Annotated in this window: 17 protein-coding genes; 4 read left to right on the forward strand and 13 right to left on the reverse strand. The window is 37.7% G+C overall.

Annotation, left to right across the window (positions count from 1 at the left end; translation table 11 throughout):
- From RAO94_02670 to RAO94_02685, 4 genes are all read left to right on the forward strand, one after another.
- Positions 1–1659 (forward strand): T9SS type A sorting domain-containing protein (locus RAO94_02670; GenBank protein MDP8321236.1); only part of this gene is annotated, 1659 nt, incomplete at its 5' end.
- Positions 1660–1667: 8 nt separating this feature from the next.
- Complete coding sequence (locus tag RAO94_02675) at positions 1668–3440, forward strand: FlgD immunoglobulin-like domain containing protein (protein MDP8321237.1); 1773 nt, start codon at positions 1668–1670, stop codon at positions 3438–3440.
- A gap of 64 nt (positions 3441–3504) precedes the next feature.
- Positions 3505–5655, forward strand: coding sequence for a FlgD immunoglobulin-like domain containing protein (locus RAO94_02680; GenBank protein MDP8321238.1), 2151 nt, complete (start codon positions 3505–3507; stop codon positions 5653–5655).
- Between the two features lie 61 nt (positions 5656–5716).
- Positions 5717–7894, forward strand: coding sequence for a T9SS type A sorting domain-containing protein (locus RAO94_02685; protein MDP8321239.1), 2178 nt, complete (start codon positions 5717–5719; stop codon positions 7892–7894).
- A gap of 876 nt (positions 7895–8770) precedes the next feature.
- On the opposite strand, the gene RAO94_02690 is transcribed toward RAO94_02685, so the two are convergent.
- The 13 genes from RAO94_02690 to RAO94_02750 form a co-directional block, all read right to left on the reverse strand.
- The gene (locus RAO94_02690) at positions 8771–9751 is read right to left on the reverse strand and encodes a hypothetical protein (protein ID MDP8321240.1); all 981 of its coding nucleotides are present in this window, start codon (positions 9749–9751) and stop codon (positions 8771–8773) included.
- Positions 9752–10437: 686 nt separating this feature from the next.
- Positions 10438–11562, reverse strand: a complete 1125-nt coding sequence (locus RAO94_02695) for a hypothetical protein (GenBank protein MDP8321241.1) — start codon at positions 11560–11562, stop codon at positions 10438–10440.
- A gap of 10 nt (positions 11563–11572) precedes the next feature.
- Entirely contained in the window at positions 11573–13435 is a 1863-nt protein-coding gene (locus RAO94_02700) for a glutamate mutase L (protein MDP8321242.1), read from the reverse strand.
- Positions 13436–13447: 12 nt separating this feature from the next.
- A complete protein-coding gene (locus tag RAO94_02705; GenBank protein ID MDP8321243.1) occupies positions 13448–13831 on the reverse strand; it encodes a hypothetical protein in 384 nt (127 codons plus the stop codon).
- 29 nt (positions 13832–13860) lie between these two features.
- On the reverse strand, positions 13861–14619 hold the full coding sequence (locus RAO94_02710; protein ID MDP8321244.1) for a ComF family protein: 759 nt from the start codon (positions 14617–14619) through the stop codon (positions 13861–13863).
- A gap of 14 nt (positions 14620–14633) precedes the next feature.
- Complete coding sequence (locus RAO94_02715) at positions 14634–14894, reverse strand: hypothetical protein (GenBank protein ID MDP8321245.1); 261 nt, start codon at positions 14892–14894, stop codon at positions 14634–14636.
- Positions 14894–16186: an adenylosuccinate lyase gene (gene purB / locus RAO94_02720; protein ID MDP8321246.1), complete on the reverse strand. Its 1293-nt coding sequence runs from the start codon at positions 16184–16186 to the stop codon at positions 14894–14896. Before purB ends, RAO94_02715 begins: the two co-directional genes overlap by 1 nt.
- Before the next feature lie 9 nt (positions 16187–16195).
- Positions 16196–16819: a hypothetical protein gene (locus RAO94_02725; protein ID MDP8321247.1), complete on the reverse strand. Its 624-nt coding sequence runs from the start codon at positions 16817–16819 to the stop codon at positions 16196–16198.
- A complete protein-coding gene (gene lgt, locus RAO94_02730; protein ID MDP8321248.1) occupies positions 16801–17589 on the reverse strand; it encodes a prolipoprotein diacylglyceryl transferase in 789 nt (262 codons plus the stop codon). Before lgt ends, RAO94_02725 begins: the two co-directional genes overlap by 19 nt.
- 5 nt (positions 17590–17594) lie before the next feature.
- Complete coding sequence (locus RAO94_02735; GenBank protein ID MDP8321249.1) at positions 17595–18380, reverse strand: electron transfer flavoprotein subunit beta/FixA family protein; 786 nt, start codon at positions 18378–18380, stop codon at positions 17595–17597.
- A gap of 3 nt (positions 18381–18383) precedes the next feature.
- Positions 18384–19493 carry a DegT/DnrJ/EryC1/StrS family aminotransferase gene (locus tag RAO94_02740; GenBank protein ID MDP8321250.1) on the reverse strand — a complete coding sequence of 370 codons (1110 nt, stop codon included), beginning with the start codon at positions 19491–19493 and terminating at the stop codon, positions 18384–18386.
- Between the two features lie 11 nt (positions 19494–19504).
- Positions 19505–20464: a GDP-mannose 4,6-dehydratase gene (locus RAO94_02745; GenBank protein ID MDP8321251.1), complete on the reverse strand. Its 960-nt coding sequence runs from the start codon at positions 20462–20464 to the stop codon at positions 19505–19507.
- Between the two features lie 17 nt (positions 20465–20481).
- Complete coding sequence (locus RAO94_02750; protein MDP8321252.1) at positions 20482–21843, reverse strand: SLBB domain-containing protein; 1362 nt, start codon at positions 21841–21843, stop codon at positions 20482–20484.
- Positions 21844–21850: the final 7 nt, after the last annotated feature.

The raw sequence follows: 21850 nt of genomic DNA on the forward strand, positions 1-21850 counted from the left end.
CATGATATTGCAGAATATCCATCATTAATATATAATTGCAGCTTCTTTAATTCTGGAGATAAAATAATTTACTATGGGAATGATTCTGATACAGACATTCAGATAACAGATAACGATTTTAATATATCTACAATAATAGCGCGGTGCAGCTTTAATGATTGTACTTTTAGTTATATTAATGGCAGAAATGATTTCATATTTAATACTTTCAATCATATCAGAGGAATAGGGCTTTATAATAATCAGAATTTTTATGGTAATTATCTTGAAAATTGCACCTCATCATTTAATTCAATCCGGTGTGATACTTTAACAGCAGGAGTGTTCAGAAAAAACCATCTGGAACACATACATTTATCGGGTATTGATGAATATAAAGACATATCTGACAATAAATTCAACTTTTTTACTGATCTGGATTTTGATGTAAAGCCAGACAGCCGGTTTTATAATAACACCTCAGAAAACAGCGGCATGACAATAATGTGCAATTACGATACAGCGGGAACTCAGAATATTTATAATAATTTTATGTATGAATCGAGTATTTTTTATGAAGGTAATGGGAATTGTAATTTCTTTAATAATATAGCCTGTGGAACAGACTGTACTTTTGGTGGATGGCTTGACGAACCTGAAACTGAGTGTAACTGCTTCAATAATTATGTTGATAAATGGATAATTGCAGTTTCTTCTTATTTTGATGAAGTAGATATACAACATTATAATAATATCTACAATGATAGGGAAAATTATGTAGAAGAGCATTTTGAAAGAGAACCAAGTTACAAATTTAATAATAATTTCCTGACTTATAATATACCTTATTTAGTCACTGATTGCGGGGGTAATCTGGAGGATATGGATATTGCTCTGGCGGGAGTGATCATTGATACCTTGAACCACAGTTTTGTGCTATCAGACAGCAGTTTATGTATTGATGCGGGGTATGAAGGCACCACATTTTGCAATTGGGATTATAATTATAATTATAGTCCTTTTGATGGTGACGATGATGGAGTGGCAGTAGTTGATATTGGTCCGGTGGAGTATGGTTCATATTTCACGATCGGGTATGTGAAATGCACAGTGTCTGATCCGGAAGGCGTTCCTTTGGATATTATCCGGGGAGAAGTAGCAGGAGAATGCGTGGAATATACAGGACTGGATGGCAGCTTCGTGATGGCATTGCCGGAAGGGACATATACTTTGAATCTGACCAGTCCTTTTTATGAGAATGAAAGTTTATTTGTGGCAGTTAATGCCGCAGACACCAGTTTTGTAAACATGTCACTGGAAGCCACTTATCCGTTTGTAGAAGATAGTGTTGATGAATTACCGGAAGCTGAATTAATATCAAATGTGGTGGCATATCCAAATCCTTTTAATCCTGAGATTACTATTTCTTTTTCTACCACCGTCCTTCGCCAAGGCTACGGTACGGCAGGCGGAGGCACAGAGAACTTAGAGGTAAGTATATACAATATAAAAGGGCAGAGACTCCGTAAATTTAAAATTGAAAATGTAAAATGTAAAATAAACAAAGTTGTCTGGGATGGCACTGATGAAAGAGGGAATCAGGTTTCAACGGGAGTGTATTTATATCAGATAAGAGTTGGTGGATATAAACATGCCGGTAAAGTAATAATGCTGAAATAGAGGATGATATGATTGGGAAATGTAAAATTATAAAAATCGAAGGTGCTTTTGATGGCGACCATTTTGAGTTTTCCAATTGCAATTTTACAAACCTTAAGTCTTTTTCTATTTGTTCACTTGATTCCATAGAAGTGAATTTTGCTAATTGCAGCTTTGAAGATAATTACCGCAGTTTATATATTACCTATAGAAAAGAGATCAATGGTGCAGTAGTAGAGACATCCAATAATGTGAATGCCACTATAACGGAATGCACATTTTATGATAACTATAATGGTATTTTGATTGAAAGCGGTTCTGGTCCAGAAAACCTGAATTATTTGCAAGTGAACAGCAGTGATTTTGGTAAATTAGATGGTCAAACAGCTTCCGGGGGAAACAGCATTGGTATAATGGCAATAGGAGAAGAATCTGAAACTACCGTCAAAGGGTGCAATTTTTATGATAATGATTATGGTATATTTGCCAATAAGACCCTTTGCCAGGTAGGCGATGATCATGATGGGAATAATTTCCAGTACAACGAGAAACCGTTATATATGAGTACTATGGATGATACTGTTTCGATAATTACCTATAATACAATATCTAATAATGAAACTAATGGAATTTACTGCTATCTGGGTGATTTCGGTATAAATAACAACACGATAAGTGTAAATGAAGGACATGGAGTAGTAGCAATATCATCAGTGATCAGAAGATACAATTTTAATGACAATGATATAAACAATAATGGCAGCATAGAGATCTACGCTTCAGCAGAAAATATGAGACAACTGGAAAATGGAGGAAACATAATAGAAGATGACAGTTACGTGATCCCTCCTTCAGTTATTCCCTTAAGTATCTGGAAGTATTACTCGGATTTTGACAGATATATACTTGCTGCTGAATATGCAGACAGTCTGATGAACGTATTTGGAAATACAATACCAGACAGTACAGATTCGCTGAGATTCTATCCATCAGATACACTCTATGTATTTACCGAATCAAGAAATTCATCTTATAATGCAGGCATAGCTGCCTATAATAATGGAGAGTATAACACTGCTGTAGCCGAATTAAGTGAATATATCAGTGAGAATCCCTATATAAACAGGTCACATTCTGCTTTACCTTACTTATATTTTGCAGAAAGAAGAACTTCAGGGAACATGGCAGGTTACAGGCAATTCTCAGATACTTCTCTGCCATATACAACAGCCGACACACTGATGTACTGGCAAATGAAATTGCTTTATGCTGATTCATATCTGGCAGATCATGACTATTCAGAAGCAATAGAATCTTATCAGGAGATACTTGAAAACGAACCATCCTATGACGATTCGCTTCAGGCTGCCATCATGCAGGGGTATGCATATTTGAAGTTCACGCAGGAAGGCGAAAGAAATAGTAATATTGAATGCTTAATTCAGACATCAACCCTGGAGGACTATTGTGATTACCTGCTGCATTGTACTGATGAAGAAACAGGCAATGAAGAAGTGATTCCTGTAATATCTAGAGTGTTCAATTACCCCAATCCCTTCAATCCTGATACGAAGATATGTTTTCAGTTGAGAGAACCATCAGAGAGAGTCACAGTAACAGTATATAATATCAAAGGACAAAAGGTGTGGGAATATACTGAGTATGATCTGGAAAGGGGGAAACAAGAAGTGGTATGGACAGGAGTAAACCGAAGTGGCAGGCAGGTAGCATCAGGTGTTTATCTTTACCGAATCAAAGCTGACGGATGTAAACGGGCGAGTAAGATGTTATTATTGAAATAGCATTGAGTCAGAAGTGAGACGTGAGAAGATATTTCTTGCGTCTCACTTAAATATCGAGGTATATATGAAAAATATTCTTGTTCTTCTATTATTAGTATCGAGTATTGTTATTTTGCAGGCAACAGAGATATATGGCGTGATAGACGAAGATACAACAATAGGACCGGAAGGTAATCCCTGGTATGTGACTCACAATCTTACTGTAAATGAAGATGCTGCCTTGATTATACTTCCTGGAACGGAGATTTATATAACAGCAGTTAACTCTGATGATTTCTGGAATTTTGCAGAGACAGGCGGAGGAGAGGCGGATGCAAAGGTTATTACCATATATGGTTCAATAACAGCAGTAGGAACTGAGTCAGACAGTATATTATTCACCCGTTACCCGAATACACGAAATTATAGATGGGGCGGTATACGCATGAATAGTCAAAATCCCGAAGTATCACATTACCGGCATTGTATAGTAGAATATACGGCTTTTTACAGTGATGGTGCAAGTTACCCATCTGCCGGTATATCCTCTAATATTGGAATTGATATAACGGATTGCAGATTCAAAGACAATTATCGAAGTATAAGAATATATAGTCACGATATTGCAGAATATCCATCATTAATATATAATTGCAGCTTCTTTAATTCTGGAGATAAAATAATTTACTATGGGAATGATTCTGATACAGACATTCAGATAACAGATAACGATTATAATATTTCTTCAATTGTTGCGAGGTGCAGTTTTCATGATTGCACTTTTAGTTCAATAAGTGGCAGAAATGATTTTGTCTTTAATACATTCAATCATATCAGAAATATCGGTCTTTATAATAATCAGAATTTTTATGGAAATTATCTTGAGAACTGTACATCATCATTTAATTCAATACGTTGTGATACTTTAACGGCAGGAGTGTTCAGAAAAAACCATCTGGAACACATACATTTATCGGGTATTGATGAATATAAAGACATATCTGCCAATAAATTCAACTTTTTTACTGATCTGGATTTTGATGTAAAACCAGACAGCCGGTTTTATAATAATACATCAGAAAACAGCGGTATGACTATTTACTGCAATTACGATTCAGCGGGAACTCAGAATATTTATAATAATTTTATGTATGAATCTTCTATTAGTGGTGATATAACAATAGGTGATTATAATTATTTCAATAACATATTATTTGGAGATGATGTAGGGATAATATTTCATTTGGACAGTGGCGTATTTAATGGATATAATAATTACACAGATAAATGGTCATTATGTGCAATGTTAGAAGAAGGTGAAGATACAAATTATTATAATAATATCTTTAATGATGTTGCTGGTTTCATAGAAAATAATTCATATAGATATAATAGATATTTTTATAATAATTTCCTAACCTATAATATGCCTGATTTTATCACTGATTGCGGGGGTAATCTGGAGGATATGGATATTGCCCTGGCGGGAGTGCTCATTGATACCTTAAACCACACATTTGCTCTATCAGACAGCAGTTTATGTATTGATGCGGGGTATGAAGATACCACATTTTGCAATTGGGATTACAGTTATAATTATAGTCCATTTGATGGTGACGGTGATGGGATAGCGGTAGTAGATATAGGTCCGGTGGAGTATGGCTCATATTTCACGATCGGGTATGTGAAATGCACTGTGTCTGATTTACAAGGCGTCCCTTTGGATATTATCCGGGGAGAAGTAGCAGGAGAATGCGTTGAATATACAGGACTTGATGGCAGTTTTGTGATGGCATTACCGGGAGGGACATATAATCTTATATTGGACAGTCCCTTTTATCAGCAGGACAGTATATTTGTGGCAGTGAATGTGGCAGATACCAGCTATGTGAACATGTCCCTGGAAGCTACTTATCCTTTTGTTGGTTCTTATGAAGATGAATTGTCGGAAGTAGATGTTATATCAAATGTGCTGGCATATCCTAATCCCTTCAATCCTGAGACCAAGATTAGCTTTGAATTAAGCAGTCCTGCAGAAAATGTAACTGTGTCTATCTATAACATCAAAGGTCAGAAGGTCTGGGAGCAGGAATTGTTAGATATTGATAAAGGCAAGCAGGAAGTAATCTGGACTGGTCAGAATAGAAGTGGCAGACAAGTAGCTTCAGGAGTATACTTATATCGAGTTAAAGCAGGTAAGGAAAAGAAATCTGCTAAGATGCTATACCTGAAATAGAATTAAGAGATAAGTGAGACGTGAGATATTTTCTTGCGTCTCACTAAATTATGGAGTAAATATGAGATATTTATTTATTGTTGCATTATTAATTATAAGAATATCATGCATAGAAGCCACAGAAATTTATGGTATTTTAGATGAAGATACAATAATAGGACCAGATGGAAATCCATGGTATGTGACACATAATCTCATAGTGAATGAAGATGCAACTTTGACCATTTTACCCGGAACTGAAATATCTGTTACAGCCGCATACACTGATGATTACTATAATTTTGTAGCGGACAATAGTGGAGAAGCTGAAGCTAAAGTAATAACAATTTATGGTAAAATATTAGCTATCGGAACAGAAGCTGATAGTATATTTTTTACGAGAAATCCGGATTATCCTGATTATCGCTGGGGTGGAATTAGAATATTAAGTGAAAATCCAGAAAACAGTAAATTCAAGCACTGTGAAATTAAATACACAGCCTATGTTAATGATAATATTGGAGTATCATCTTATGGAATAAATTCACAACCTGGTATATCAATTCAATATTGTTATTTGCAAGATAATTATAGAGGAATAAGAATATTTGAATATGAAAACGAATTATATTATCCAACCAATATTTACAATTGTAGTTTTCTAGATACCAATGACAGGATTTTATTCCATGGCTATGATGAAGATTTAGCAATAAGACTATGCATAGAGAATGCTTCAAATATTACTCAGATATTTTCATGTGATTTTAATAGTGCCGGAATTGATTTACTTAGTGGAACTAATGATATAATTAATTGCACTTTTAGTAACATCACCCAACAATTTGGTTTTAGGATTTCCAACAATCATGATTTTTACGGCAATGAAGTAATCAATTTAACATCCTCATCATTAAATGATGTGGGCAGTTCCTGGACAGACAAGGGCGTATTCAGGAAAAACTATATTCATAGAGTAAATTGCGGATACGCAATGGAACTGGAGTTAACGGATTGTGAGGAAGTATCCGATAACCACTTCAGTGATCTTAATATCGATATGTATATGATGCCAGACAGCCGGTTTTATAATAATACATCAGAAAACAGCGGCATGACAATAATGTGCAATTTCGATTCAGCGGGAACTCAGAATATTTATAATAATTTTATGTATGAATCTTCTATTAGTGGTGATATAACAATAGGTGATTATAATTATTTTAATAACATATTATTTGGAGATGATGTAGGGATAATATTTCATTTGGACGGTGGCGTATTTAATGGATATAATAATTACACTGACAAGTGGTCATTATGTGCAATTTTATACGAAGGTGATGATACAAATTATTATAATAATATCTTTAATGATGTTGCTGGATTCATAGAAAATAACTTTTATAGATATAATAGAAATTTTTATAACAATTTCCTGACTTATAATATACCTGATTTTATCACTGATTGCGGGGGTAATCTGGAGGATATGGATATTGCTCTGGCGGGAGTGATCATTGATACCTTAAACCACACATTTGCTCTATCAGACAGCAGTTTATGTATTGATGCAGGGTATGAAGGCACCACATTTTGCAATTGGGATTATAATTATAATTATAGTCCTTTTGATGGAGATGGTGATGGAGTGGCAGTAGTGGATATTGGTCCGGTGGAGTATGGTTCATATTTCACGATCGGGTATGTGAAATGCACTGTGTCTGATCTGGATAGCGTCCCTTTGGATATTATCCGGGGAGAAGTAGCAGGAGAATGCGTGGAATATACTGGGTTAGACGGCAGCTTTGTGATGGGATTGCCGGAAGGGACATATACTTTGAATCTGACCAGTCCTTTTTATGAGAATGACAGTTTATTTGTGGCAGTGAATGTGGCAGATACCAGCTTTGTAAATATGTCACTGGAAGCTACTTATCCGTTTGTGGAAGCTGATGAAGATGAATTACTGGTAGTGGAGCTAATTTCTGATGTGGTGGCATATCCCAATCCCTTTAATCCGGAAGTTACAATTTCTTTTTCAACCACAGAGGGCACAGGGAACACAGAGATTTCAATATTTAATATCAAGGGGCAGCGTCTTCGCACATTCAAAATTCAAAATTCTTCATTCAAAATTAATCAGGTTGTCTGGGATGGTACTGATGAATATGGCAATAGAGCATCTACGGGAGTTTACCTGTTCAGGATAAAGGCAGGTAACAATGAGCAGGCAGGCAAGATACTGATGCTGAAGTGAAAAAAATATTGAGTTAAGATACGAATGTAGATTGACTTAAGATTTTTTTAAGGGCGGAGGTTGCAAAAAAGGTCGCTCTAAAGTCAATCTGATGAATACATCATCTTAACGTATAGCTTAGCTGGGTATATCATATTAAGAACGTAAAGACAGAAATAAGATTAAAATATGATTCATATTAGCCGATTTCTACGATTTTGTCCCTAAACTTGTAAAATCAGGGGAAATTCCCTTTATAACTGCAAAATTATTAATACAAATTATCATAACTCCTTTTATAATAGCGAGATCTGCAACATCTCAATTTCTTTCAACCTCTCAGATGGATTTGAGGAGGAACAACAAAGCACATAGTGACATTTTTATGTGAGATAGTGCTTTGTTGTTCTGGGTTATGGTTGTTCTATATGGGGGTTGGAAACAGGTGTTTTATGGAATAAAAATTGAAATAGTTCATTTTATTAAATCGAATAAAGGATAAAAGGAAGGCAGCTTTTGATTAAAAAGCTGCCTTATTTGTTATCAGAGGTAATTGAAAAATGAGATTCAATCACCTGGTATTATAAGAATAATTATTCTTGAATCACTTCCACATTAGCGCGGGGGATACTGATTTTCTTGCCATTATCGAGTTCAGCTTCGAGGATGCGGACCAGGGTTTCAGATTCCACTTTAGTTAGTTCTTCGGGCAGGGCAGTGATCTTACCGATCTCGCTGAAATTAGGCTGGCTGATGATGCGAATACTAGAGCTGATCTCTTAAGTAGATGACCCTGGTTCTTCCACCACAATGCCATCGATAAATGCTTTCACCTGAATGGGAATGCGTGGTTCACGCAGCAGCGTTTGAGCCACCAGGTTTTGCTCTTTAACCTAATCACTCTACGATAGGCTCTGGAGTTAATAAAAACATCTTATTTTCAAGATTATAAGCAATATTATAAAATGTAATGCTATTAAAAGGTGACCCCTTAATATGAATTTTCAAATCAGTAAAATGCTTATCATAACCAGGATACGTTTCAATATTTATTGAACTAATTGTAAAATTGGTATCTTCTTTCACTAATTTTTGTCGTAAATTATTCCATCTATCAGATAATCCGTCCCAACCCTTTCTGGCATTCCCACATTCTGGACAAATATATTGCTTATGAGCAGGAATACTATTTGATAAAAGGCATGTATAACAGAATACGCTCCCACAGATTTCACATTTAAAATACAAATTATTAATAAGATTTTTTGTCTCTTCGGGCAAAGGTTTACGGTTTAAAATTTGGGAATTTGGTATAGAGCCATAGAAACTATTGGCAATATCAGATTTTCTTTGACAAATTGAACATTCCACAGATGTGGAAAATTGTCCCTTTTTCTTTTCATTTAACAAATATTGCCATCTCTTTTTTTTATACTTTTGTAGTACATGTGGAACTATATATTGGCAAACATCAATAATTTGATCATCTTTACTTGTCATATCTGTTGTCTTACTGCAAAAAACATTTTTGTAATATTTTTCACATAGCTTCTCGATATCATTAGCGAAAAAAAACTCAGATGCTCTTAGCGCTCGTGATGAACTTGATAAAATTAATGCAATTCCCAATAAAATCATAACTATACCACCTATCAGGGATATAATACCATATGGAAGTATGGCATTGCCAAATACATCTGCACAACCATAGATAAATAAAATCGGACCAATAATGGTTATTGCAATTGCCAAACCTAGATTGCTGAGTGCTTTTGATTTTTTTATTTGTGTGATTATACTTCTAGCATCAGTCAAATCATGATGATCAAAAAAATCAATAGTTTCAGCAATTTCCTTTTTTAGTAACTTGTCTTCCATCTAACTCACCTCCTTGAGTTTTAATCACTATTTTTTAATTATGGCCAAGACAGTACAATCTGGAACTCGCCGACACATTGCGAATGTCTAAACATTCGCATTAGGCAACCCCACGTCTATTGCCATCCTGACAATACAGAAATAATCCCGGAAAGAAGCAGTATTTATAAAGCGAAAAAATATTTTTGCTTTAGAAAATTCTGAGTGACAAAGATCATCGATTGCAAGGGTTTACCACCCATCCATAAATTCTCAGCAAAGTAATTTTCTATTTATAATCTTTCATTTGGTAATATGTGCATTGAAACTATATTCATAATAACCACCTAATTAGTATGCCAAAAATACTATTCGAATATTTTATTTCCTCTCTTAATCTTCTTGTCAAGTAAATTGTGCTTTGCTGGAGAATCTCATTTTAATACTACACTGTCCAAGCTGATTCCTACAATAATTGACTTCTTCCACTTTCACATCTTCAAGAAAGATTACTCTGGGAAATGGAAGAAATGTGTTAAAGAAGTGGAAGTGGTGAATTAGCAGAAAGGGAGTCAGGGGAAATGTTTGTTAATAGCATATAATATAATGAGTGTAAAAGCAAAGGCAGCTTTTGAATACAAGCTGCCTTTTGGTTTATCTGCAGTAATTGAAAGTGAAAATTCAATTACCTGATCAAAAACAATTAATTATTCCTGTATCACTTCCACGTTGGCGCGCGGAATACTGATCTTCTTGCCATTATCGAGTTCTGCTTCCAGGATGCGGACAAGGGTTTCAGATTCCACTTTTGTGAGTTCTTCGGGCAGGGCAGTTATCTTACCGATTTCGCCAAAATTTGGTTGGCGGATGATACGGATACGAGAGCCAATCTCTAAGGTAGAAGATTTTGGTTCTTCCAGAACGAGATCTTTTTCGGAGAATACCAGAGGAATGATTATCTCTGGTCTCATCACTCCGGCTCTGATCTGGGTCATACCATGGCAGGAGGCTTCATGCCCATCAAATTTCTTAAGAAGAGAGAAGGTGTTTTCAGCCATTTTAATATTGCCAAAACCTTCAGTACAGATAATGGAAAGACCAATCTTCTCATTTCCCGTGATAGCAACACCAATATTATAACCGAGGAGTTTCTTAAGATCATTATCATCAATACCACCCGTGATGAGAGCACTAACGCCAACTTCCTGAGCCTTGATGATAGTATCATAATCCACCATGGCACCACAGACGCAAATTTTGCCTTTGCAGCTTTCATCCAAGTCTTTTTTATCAATAGTATCCTGAGGATTTTTTACCAGTACTTTGATCTGTCCATAGGTTTCACCACCAATACCAAAAATACCCTGCACGTAAGCAGAGCGGTTTTCGATGATCACACCTTCTTCTGGCACAACTTCCACTATAATGCCATCGATGAAGGCTTTCACCTGAACGGGAATACGTGGTTCACGCAGCAGCATCTGTCCAGTAAGATTAGAAATATTTTCAATTTCACCCGTAAGCGGTGATTTGATAGTAGTTTTAAACATACCCATAAAGCCGTTTGTCTGAGCAATAATATCACCTTTAGTGATATTATCACCTGCAGTAACTTTCAAGTAGTTTTTTACCTGGTCAGCAGGTACACCGAGTTGGTTTGCCAGGTTGAAAGGCATCACTTTACCGGGCAGCAGCGTTTGAGCCACCAGGTCTTGAGCTTTCACCTTATCACCTTTTTTGACCAGAACCTGTCCTTTAAGAGGAAGTATGCGTTCTTTACGCAGGGTTATGCTTTCTGTAACAGTTAAACCAGCGGAATAAGCTTGAGCCATTTTTTACCTCCTAATTTAAGATAGATTCGGGATAAGCATTCAGTTCCCGCATCCATTTTTTTAATAATCTAACGCGTTCTTCAGTATTTTCTGGAAGATCAAATGGTCTTCTTCCTCTGGTATCCAGCACAATACCCACAACGCCACCATGTAATTCAGTAGTAATTTCCTGATTTTTACCTTCGCCAAGATCAAGACCTTGAGATGGTTTGAGAACAGCTTTTGCCTTTTCTCCCACGCCACATTTCAATAATCTCAATTCACCAAATGGGATATCTTCCTTGAATGTGGAGCCGTCTGGAAGAGTGATCTCAGCAGAAAGTGCTGTTTTTCCATATTTGCCCCTACCCACAGGTGCCACGCAGGTACCCAGGTAAACGATACAATCCTTTTCAAAAACTTCTGTAGCTGCTTTTTCAGATATTTCAGCCAATACACCAAGATGAGGCATCATAAAGATACTATCCACAGCGAGACGAGTGATCCCTTCCGGCAGGAAAGCATCGATCATCATCATCACACCCTGATGCCTGCGGGGAGCATGAGAAAGCACTCCACCAGAGCCAACGAGCAGATCAAGGGACATCATGTTTACAATAGTTTCACCAGAAGTACTTTGTGAGAATGCTTCATCAATACCACGCTGACGTTGAGCGCCCTTAAGAGAGACGGCGAATTCCTTGTGCTGGATGAAGGCATATTTAAGTGCTTCTTTGGCAATAGCCTGTTCCAGAACAAGTTCTTCCAGTTTTTGAGGAATAGTTGTAGGACGGATCATTTTATTTTTGATCATATTCCGAACTTCGGATTCATCAATATCAAAAGGAACCCAGCGCATAATATTTTTGATACCGGCAGTAGCCAGCACATTTGAGATACTATAGCTCAGACCCAGATTGGCAGAAACGGTTCTATTAAAGATGTTCTCATCAGTGAATACGGAAAATACATCAGTAGTAGCGCCACCAATATCGACCCCTACAACCTCGATTTTATAGTTACGGGCAATAGTTTGCATAATATTTCCCACAGCAGCGGGAGTAGGCATGATCGGGATATTCTCCAGTTTCCCATTGACGGGACCAATCGTCCATTCCATCAATTTGTTATAGCCGGGAGCCTGTTTCATAACGTGCTCCATAAAAAGGTCATGGATCTTATCTCTTGCGGGACTCAGATTTTCGCGTTCCATAGTGGGGCGTAAATTGTCAGTAATGATCAGGTCCACCTTTTGTTCCAGAATTTCACGTATAATGCCCCTGGCATCAGTATTACCGGCATAGATAACCGGGAGTTTATAACTGGAACCCAAACGCGGTTTAGGATCAGCAGCTCCCACCAACTCCGCCATTTCAGCAGGATGCTTTAGGGTACCCGTATCAATTCCGCCTGCCATGAGAATCATATCGGGCCGTAATTGCCTTATACACTCAATTTTCTCATAATTAGCTCGCCCGTCGTCAATAGCGATCGTATCCATAACAATGGCACCGGCACCCAAAGCAGCACGCTCAGCACTTTCTGCGGACATTTTCTTGACTGCTCCTGTAACCAACATCTGCAGTCCCCCACCGGCTGATGAAGTAGACACATAAGCATCAGCTCCATTATCACCTTCCCTGGGTACAATCAAAGTTTCTCCATTCGTAAGCAGTATATTGGGATTATCATACTTCAATCTGGCAAGTTCCTGCAATTCAGTTACTGCATTGATCACACCTCTAGTAACATCGTTGAGAGGTGCCTCCACAGTAGTGGGAGCTTCACCACGTACAGTTTGCCGGTATTCTCCGTCAATATACTCAATCAGTATTGCTTTTGTGGTCGTACTACCGCAATCAGTAGCAATAATACGCCTTAACTCTTGAGCCATATATTCCTCCGTTTATTTCTTAAATATTTTATTGAAAAATTCTTTTTGTTTCTCTTTTCTTACTTTTCTCTTAATCTGTTTAATTTTTCTTTCTTCCCGCCAGATTTCCGTATCAACCTCATCAATGCGCTCCAGCAGAATTTTAATATATTCATCATTTTCCATCATGGCAGCAAATTCCTGATATTGGCGGGGATTGAAAAAAAGTTCTGCAAAAGGCATGATCATATACATGATCTGGCTGCCAATGAAATTAAGGGGGCGCAATGATTCAATGGTCATCAAAGCAGCGGGGGACAGCCTGCGTTCAGCGATAAAGTGAGCAGCTTTATCAATGAGTACTAAAGCCCTTTCGCGGCTGATATCAAGTATGAGTCCGCTTGATTTTTGTTCCAATATCTACCACCTTAATACATTATTTTCAATCAAGTAAAGATTTGTGATGGTCTTGCTATTGTCAAGACAAAGACTTGTCTAACTCCATGCTTTTTTAATATATGGGCTATGCTGTTACAGGTGGCTCCAGTAGTAAATACATCATCCAGCAAAAGTATGGTTTTATTTTTAAGAGACTGGTAATTTGAGATTGTGAAGGCATTTTTTACATTTTTAAGCCGTTCAGATCTCCCTAAGCTGGTTTGTGTTCTGGTATAACGATTTCTGGTAATGATATCTTCATGATACTCCAGACCTGAAAATTTTGCCAGCCAGCGTCCGATTTCAGCACTTTGATTAAAGCCTCTTTCGCGAAATTTCACTTTATGAAGAGGTACCGGGATTAGGATATCAGGCTTTGGCCACTGCCAGTGATTTTCCAGATAGAGACTGGCATAGGCAGCCAGAACGGGAGCAACTTTGCGGAAACGGTAGTATTTTAATCCATGGATCAATCTTCTGGTGCGGTCATCAAAGAGAAAAACTGAACGGGCAGCATTAAAGAGAAATTTTGTTTTAGTGCAGTGAGGACAGCCAGATGGTAGAATTGGGTTACCGCATTTGGGGCAGATATCATCAGAGAGGACCACCAGATGTTCAAGGCAGGCAGGGCATAAATAGCGATTGATCTCCCACAATTTTTGTTTTCTTTCGTCTTCAAAATCTCCTGCTGGCTGATACTCGATCCTGTCTCCGCAACAAAAGCAGATTTCAGGGAAAATAAGATCAAACAAAGCTTTCAGGAACATGGTTAGTTATATCTCTAATTCTGATCTATAGTCTGGGTTTCTTCCTTTTCATTTTCAGCAATCTGATCAAGCTCTTTTCTGAGTTTCTTTTGATAATAAAATCCCACTCCCAAATAGAAAAGTAGAATGGCAACTGCCAGCCATTTGATTATTTCCATAGGAATCCAGAAATTATAAATGAGGAAAGAGATTATTATCAATATTACCAACGGCATACGTGCTTTCAATTTTTCCTTGCGGATTTCATAAATGACCTGTTTTTGTTTTTCGTTCATTATTTAAATACCCTTTTGTAGATAAATTCTACATTTTTCAGATAACGGCCATAGCTGAAGATATCTTTGATCTCCTTATCGCTCAAATATTCCTTTATCTGTTCATCAACCATTACCAGATCAATAAATTGTTCTCCGGTTTTCCAGCTTTGCATGGCATTTTTCTGTACTATAGCATAAGATTCTTCGCGTGAAATACCAGTTTTTGCCAGTTCCAGGAGTAAAACCTGAGAAAATACCAGTCCATTAGTGAGCTTAAGATTCTTCATCATATTTTCAGGATAAACAAGCAGGTTTTCGATAAGCGTGATCATTTTATTGAGCATATAATTAACCATTATAGTGGCATCAGGTAAAATAATGCGCTCCACGGAAGAATGGCTGATATCACGTTCATGCCAGAGTGTATTATTTTCCATAGCTGTGTGGGCATAGGAACGTAATAACCGCGACATACCAGTCATTTGCTCTGTTGTGATAGGATTTCTTTTATGGGGCATTGCTGAAGAACCTTTTTGTCCACTGCTGAAATTTTCTTCCACTTCTCTCACTTCAGTACGCTGCAAATGCCTGATCTCTACCGATATTTTTTCAATTGTGGAACCTATGGCTGCCAGAGCGTAAAGAAATTCAGCAATTCTATCCCGCTGGATCACCTGAGTGGATACATTTACCGGTGTCAGATCAAGATATTCGCAGGTAAGCAGCTCTATTTCAGGTGAAAGATGGGCATAATTTCCCACAGCACCGGAAATCTGTCCCACTGAAATACTTTCAATGGCAGTTTCCAGTCTGCGCAGGTTACGCTGCATTTCATCATACCAGAGAGCAAATTTAAGACCGAAAGAGGTGGGCTCAGCATGAATACCATGTGATCTGCCAATGCAAAGCGTGTTTTGATATTCTTCTGCTCTCAATTTCAATTCTTCTGAAAGTTTCATTAAGTCCCGCTCAATGATGCCGCCAGCTTGAAGCAGTTGCAGAGATGTGGCAGTATCCAGCACATCAGAAGAGGTCATGCCATAATGTATCCAGCGTGAAGAAGGTCCCACATATTCTGCCACGCATGTGAGGAAAGCGATCACATCATGCTTGGTAACCTTTTCTATCTCATCAATTCGTTCCTCGTTAAAATCTGCATTTTCCAGGATATTTTCCAGATCTTCATCGGGGATAATACCGGTCTCATTCATAGCACGGCAGGCAGCCAGTTCCACATCCAGCATACACTGATAACGATTTTTCAATTCCCATATCCTGCTCATTTCCGGTCTTGAATAGCGCTCTATCATAATATACTCCTATTCATTATTGATAAATTTATCAATTTCTATCATAATTGATATTTTATTTTGATAATATATCTCTATTGCTTCAGGATGCAAAGAGAATTCCCGCTTAATTTTCAATTTAATCTGACTGTCTTTTAATATTATATCTTCCAGTTGCATATTTCTGTTGAATTTCAGAGTCCGATCTGCAGTTTCATATTTTCGGGTTCTGATGATTTCCACCAGGTTCTCTCTTATCCCCTGCTCTTCAAAAAAACCGTCCTGGAAAACAGTTAAACCAGTGATCATTGTTTTTATCTGAGCTAATTGCATAGGGTCTTCTATGGAAGGGATATTTATATTGATGCTGTCTGCAATTGTCAAACTAGCAAAAGGCTGGGGTGAAAATCCAAAAAGCCCAGTGTCATATAAAGTCATCTTAAGCATAGTGGAATCTTTGATTATTGTTACATCTTTGATCAGATTAAATTCCGCTATATATAGCTTAATGATACCATCAATTCTGAAATCCTGCCAAAGTTCAATTTCTGAGAAAAGCTTCTGTTTCTGTGCATTAGTATCTACATTGAATATGGAACAACTGCAAAACAGGAGTATTAATATACCCAGAAGTATTATTGACTTGTAACGCATTTCCTGTCCGGTTTATGAAATAGAATGCCAGCCAGACCTGCCAGGATCATAAATGTACTTAAAATTTGTCCCATAGTTGTGAATCCCCAAATATAACCAAGCTGTTCATCAGGAATCCTGATAAATTCAATGAGAAAACGGAAAATCCCATATCCCAGCAGCCAACTCCAGAAAACCAGTCCATTTCTACGGGATTTTACTAATATAGTCTGCGTAATAATAATGAGAATTACCCCTTCAAAAAGCATCTCATATAGCTGGGTGGGATGCCGAGGCTGATCACCACCTCCAGGAAAGATAATTCCCCAGGGCAGGTCAGTAACCTTGCCATACAATTCACCATTAATAAAATTTCCCAGCCTGCCTAGAGCAAGCCCTATAGTGCCAATGGGAGCAGTAGCATCTGCCACCTGCCAGAAACTTACAGCATGCTTTTTGCAAAATCTCCAGCCTACAAAGATAACTCCTAAAGCTCCACCATGGAAGCTCATACCACCTTCCCAGACAGCCAGGAGCTTGAGTGGATTTTCCAGATAGAATCCCAGATTATAAAATAAAATATAACCCAGCCTGCCACCAATGATCACACCCAGGCAGAGATTAAAAATGAATGTTTCGTAATCTTCTGACTTAAGATTTATATTTCGATATTTTAAATTCTTTTTCAGCAGTATATATCCTAAGACAAAACTGAGTAGATAAAAGAAACCGTACCAGCGGATTTGTACCATCCCTAAATCTAAGATCACAGGATTAATATTGTGTATCATGCAATTTATTTCCCTAATTCTTTCAATCGGTCATATACTTTATTAGCAGCATCCTCAGCAGTTAATCCTTCCAGTTTTTCCACTTCTTTTTCCAGTTTGGGTGAAAATATCTTCACTACCTGAGTGGGAGAACCATTCAAGCCAATTTCCTTTTCATCTAATGCCAGATCATCGGCATTCCAGATAGTTAGTTCTGCTTTCTTCGCCTGCCGTTTTCCCCGTAAGGATGGCAATCTGGGAATATTCAGGTCTTTTACAACCGAAAACACTGCTGGCAGAGGTGACTTGACCACATCGAAACCCTCTTCCATTAATCTGTGAAGAGTAACGCTTTCTTCTGAAATCTCTTTAATCTCTTTCACAAAGCATACCTGAGGCAGATCAAGAAAAGCAGCAACTCCAGGTCCTACCTGTCCCGTGTCACCATCAATCGCCTGCTGGCCAAAAAAGATAAGATCGAAGTCACCAATCTTTTTTATTGCCTCAGAAAGTGTGTGTGAAGTTGCCCAGCTATCAGCACCGGCAAATTTACGGTCACTCAGAAGAATGATTTCATCCACACCTAATGCCACAGCATCTCTTAATGCCTTTTCCACCTGGGGAGGACCCATACTGAGAGCAGTAACTTTTCCGCCAAATTTCTCCTTGATTCTCACTGCTGCTTCAATAGCATACAGATCAAATGGATTGATAATACTCTCCACTCCCTCTCGGATCAAAGTATTAGTTACTGGATCAATCCTGATCTCTGTAGTATCTGGTACCTGCTTTATACATACTATACAGTTCATAATTTAACTCCTGTGATAAAATTCTCTGACCTTGCTGATAACATAATCCTGCTGCTCTCTGCTCAGCTCAGAATAAATAGGTAGAGAAATCACCTGCTCAGTGACGGCTTCACTCACTGGAAAATCACCTTTCTTATGGTTAAGATAAGCAAAGCACTCCTGCAGATGCAATGATTTGGGATAATAAATATTGCAGCCCACATCATTCTTACGCAAAAATTCCATAAGCTCATCCCGACGTTCAGCTTTTAGTGTATACTGATTGAAAATAGATTCAGCATCTGGATGAATATATGGCAGCTCAATGCCTTTGATATCAGCCATATTCTCATAATAATATTGCGCATTTTCCTGGCGTTCTTTTGTCCATTTTTCCAGATAGGGCAATTTCACCAGTAATACTGCTGCCTGCAAAGTATCTAACCTGCTATTCAATCCCACCCATTTATGAATATATTTAGGATGTTCACCATGGGTACGCAGCATAGTAATTATTTCTGCCAGTTCATCATCATCAGTAATGCACATACCGGCATCTCCCATTGCTCCCAGGTTTTTACTGGGGAAAAATGACAGGGTCGCTATATCACCAAAATAACCAGCCGGTTTACCCTGAAATTTTGCTCCAATAGCCTGAGCAGTATCTTCAATTATCTTCAAATCATATTTATCTGCTATCTTTTTAATCTTATCCATTTCACAGGTTTGACCAAATAGATGAACCGGAATAATTGCCCGGGTTTTATCTGTGATCGCTGCTTCTATCTTTTCGGGATCAATATTAAAAGTTCTGGGATCAATATCTACAAATACCGGTTTACCATCAACCCGATGAATTGAACCGGCAGTGGCAAAAAAGGTAAATGGAGTAGTTATTACTTCATCTTCAGGTTGAATATCAATCGCCTTAAGTGCCAGCACCAGAGCATCTGTGCCAGAAGCACAGCCAATCGCTCTATTAACCTGACAATATTGGGCAATAGCAGCTTCAATCTCAGCAACTTCTGGTCCCAGGATATATCTGTGACTGGCAAAAACCTTTTCAACAGCTATTTTTATCTCATCCAGTATATCATCATACTGTGCATTAAGATCTAAAAGAGGAACTTTCATTTTACACCTGTTTATTTTTCAAAATAATCTATAATTCTGGTTAATATATTTTTGAGATCATGTTTTGTCTGATAATCAATCAGATTCTTAATCTTTGTAAGGTCAGGAACTCTGCGTCTCATATCCTCAAAACCTTCTTCATAAGCATCTTCATAATTAATGTATTCTATCTTGGATTTACTGTGCGTCATTTCTTTGATAATGTGCGCCAGTTCCTCAATTGATATACTCTCATCATTGCCAATATTATAAATTTCTCCCTCAGCTTCCTTGGTATCCATCAAGGTTATCATTCCTTCCGTAACATCATCCACATCGCAGAAACAGCGACTTTGTTTTCCATCGCCAAATATTGTGATCGGGTGGTTAAGAAGTGCGCTTTTCACGAACTTGGGTATTACCATCCCATATTGACCGGTCTGTCTGGGTCCCACTGTATTAAAGCAGCGAACTATCACGATCGGCAGTCTTTTTTCACGAAAATATGCCAGTGCCAGAAATTCATCTATTGCCTTAGATGAAGAATAACTCCATCTGGATATATGAGTAGAACCTAAAAAGCGGTCAGCATTTTCTTTGAAAGGAATCTGATCACTCTTTCCATAAATCTCTGAGGTGGAAGCAATCAATAATTTCCGTTTGTATTCATTGGCGAATTCCAGCACATTGTCCGTACCCGTGATATTCACCTTCAATGACTGAAGCGGATTATCGATGATATACTTCACTCCCACGGCTGCTGCCATATGGTATATTTGATCATTTTCTTCGATCAATTTCTTTAAAACCTTTCGGTTCAAGATAGAATCAATCGTGTATGAAAACCGCTGATTCTTCAAAAATGGTTTAATATTAGAAAACTTACCAGTTGATAAATTATCAATCACTGATACTTCATGTCCTCGCTTTAATAGCTTTTCCACCAAATGTGAACCGATAAAACCAGACCCGCCGGTTATTAATATCTTCATATTTTCTCCTGATCAGATTAATTTGTATATATATTGATAACGGCAAGTACTACTGTTGCCAGTTGTGCCATTATGCTCAAAGCTTCTTTAGATATCTCCCACAATTCTTTTTCATCTTTTTCCGGAACAAAAATCTTATCTCCCTGCTCTATAGCCTGCTCTTTATCCTTCTTCAGCCAGGCACCTGATTCTGCCAATATCAAACGGGTTTGACTTTTCTTCGCCCGATTTGTATAACCTCCAGCCAAAGCAATATAATATTCATAATTCTTTCCGGATTCCCATTTATATGCTCCCGGATAGAGCACAGCACCACTTACTTCCACTGTTGTTATTGACTCCGGTATATAGATATAATCATTATCCTGAAGATAAATTCCCTCCCCACTGCCTTCTGATTGCCACTGCTGAGTAAAATCTACTACGATTTTTCCTGACAGTTCTCGATTCTTAAATTTTAAATATTCTATTTCCATTCTACTTAGTTCCAGTAAACTCCTATCCATCAACCGTTTATATTCCGGATCATAGATTATGGTCGTGTCACGCTCGGAAATCCGCTGTAAATAAGCATATTTAAGACTACCCAGGCGGTTCGCTCCACCGGCTTTCTTCAATATCTCATACAATGCAGTTTTGCCAGGTTCTATGGCATATTCTCCGGGATGAATGGCCTTACCTGCTACTTCTACACTGAATTTGCTTTCATAATCCTGCATACTGCGAATATAGAGCCTGTCTCCACTTTGCAGCAGCATATTTTCTCTGCTGCTTTCATCAGCAAATATCACTGCTGGAGAAAAAGTAAACTCAGTAATATCTCCTGTTTGATAATCCAGTCGCACCAGACTGGCACTATCTAACCTTGCAGATTCATTCAAACCCAGTGCCAACGCGATCAGATCTGAAATTCTGTCTCCTGAAGCCAGTTCAAAATCTCCTTCAGCATTTACCGCTCCAGTAATACTCAGATTTTTCGTAGCTGCGGGAATATAGATCAGGTCTTCATCTTTTAATTGAGGATTATTTATCAGGTCTCCCAAAGTAAAATATTTCTCCAGATCAATATTGATCACTTCATCTTTCCTGCGCAGTTCAATGTGACGCAAAGAATATTCTTTCTTCACTTCAAGTTCACTTTCCTGCTCTGGCAGCTTCTGCTTTGCCAAAAGTGAATTCATCTCAATATTACTTTCTTCTGATAATTGAATTGCTTCTGATAATCGGCTACCCGCTTCCAGAGTATATACTCCCGGGTTTCCCACAGCACCCACAATGGATACCTTGATCATCATTTTTGCTGAAAAATCAGTGGGAAGCTGGGCACTTAAACTAAATATTATAATTAGTATTAATATAATACTGCCTTTATTTTTCATATTTACC

It is taken from the genome of Candidatus Stygibacter australis, assembly GCA_030765845.1.
Taxonomy (GTDB): domain Bacteria; phylum Cloacimonadota; class Cloacimonadia; order Cloacimonadales; family TCS61; genus Stygibacter; species Stygibacter australis.

What these genes read in the sequence shown, in the direction of transcription:
- RAO94_02675 (MDP8321237.1), top strand. Translation starts at nt 1,668, where the DNA reads ATGATTGGGAAATGTAAAATTATAAAAATCGAAGGTGCTTTTGATGGC.
- RAO94_02745 (MDP8321251.1), bottom strand. Translation starts at nt 20,464, where the DNA reads ATGAAGATATTAATAACCGGCGGGTCTGGTTTTATCGGTTCACATTTG.
- RAO94_02690 (MDP8321240.1), bottom strand. Translation starts at nt 9,751, where the DNA reads ATGGAAGACAAGTTACTAAAAAAGGAAATTGCTGAAACTATTGATTTT.
- RAO94_02700 (MDP8321242.1), bottom strand. Translation starts at nt 13,435, where the DNA reads ATGGCTCAAGAGTTAAGGCGTATTATTGCTACTGATTGCGGTAGTACG.
- RAO94_02680 (MDP8321238.1), top strand. Translation starts at nt 3,505, where the DNA reads ATGAAAAATATTCTTGTTCTTCTATTATTAGTATCGAGTATTGTTATT.
- RAO94_02710 (MDP8321244.1), bottom strand. Translation starts at nt 14,619, where the DNA reads ATGTTCCTGAAAGCTTTGTTTGATCTTATTTTCCCTGAAATCTGCTTT.
- purB (MDP8321246.1), bottom strand. Translation starts at nt 16,186, where the DNA reads ATGATAGAGCGCTATTCAAGACCGGAAATGAGCAGGATATGGGAATTG.
- RAO94_02740 (MDP8321250.1), bottom strand. Translation starts at nt 19,493, where the DNA reads ATGAAAGTTCCTCTTTTAGATCTTAATGCACAGTATGATGATATACTG.
- RAO94_02695 (MDP8321241.1), bottom strand. Translation starts at nt 11,562, where the DNA reads ATGGCTCAAGCTTATTCCGCTGGTTTAACTGTTACAGAAAGCATAACC.
- RAO94_02685 (MDP8321239.1), top strand. Translation starts at nt 5,717, where the DNA reads ATGAGATATTTATTTATTGTTGCATTATTAATTATAAGAATATCATGC.
- RAO94_02750 (MDP8321252.1), bottom strand. Translation starts at nt 21,843, where the DNA reads ATGAAAAATAAAGGCAGTATTATATTAATACTAATTATAATATTTAGT.
- RAO94_02735 (MDP8321249.1), bottom strand. Translation starts at nt 18,380, where the DNA reads ATGAACTGTATAGTATGTATAAAGCAGGTACCAGATACTACAGAGATC.
- RAO94_02725 (MDP8321247.1), bottom strand. Translation starts at nt 16,819, where the DNA reads ATGCGTTACAAGTCAATAATACTTCTGGGTATATTAATACTCCTGTTT.
- lgt (MDP8321248.1), bottom strand. Translation starts at nt 17,589, where the DNA reads ATGATACACAATATTAATCCTGTGATCTTAGATTTAGGGATGGTACAA.
- RAO94_02715 (MDP8321245.1), bottom strand. Translation starts at nt 14,894, where the DNA reads ATGAACGAAAAACAAAAACAGGTCATTTATGAAATCCGCAAGGAAAAA.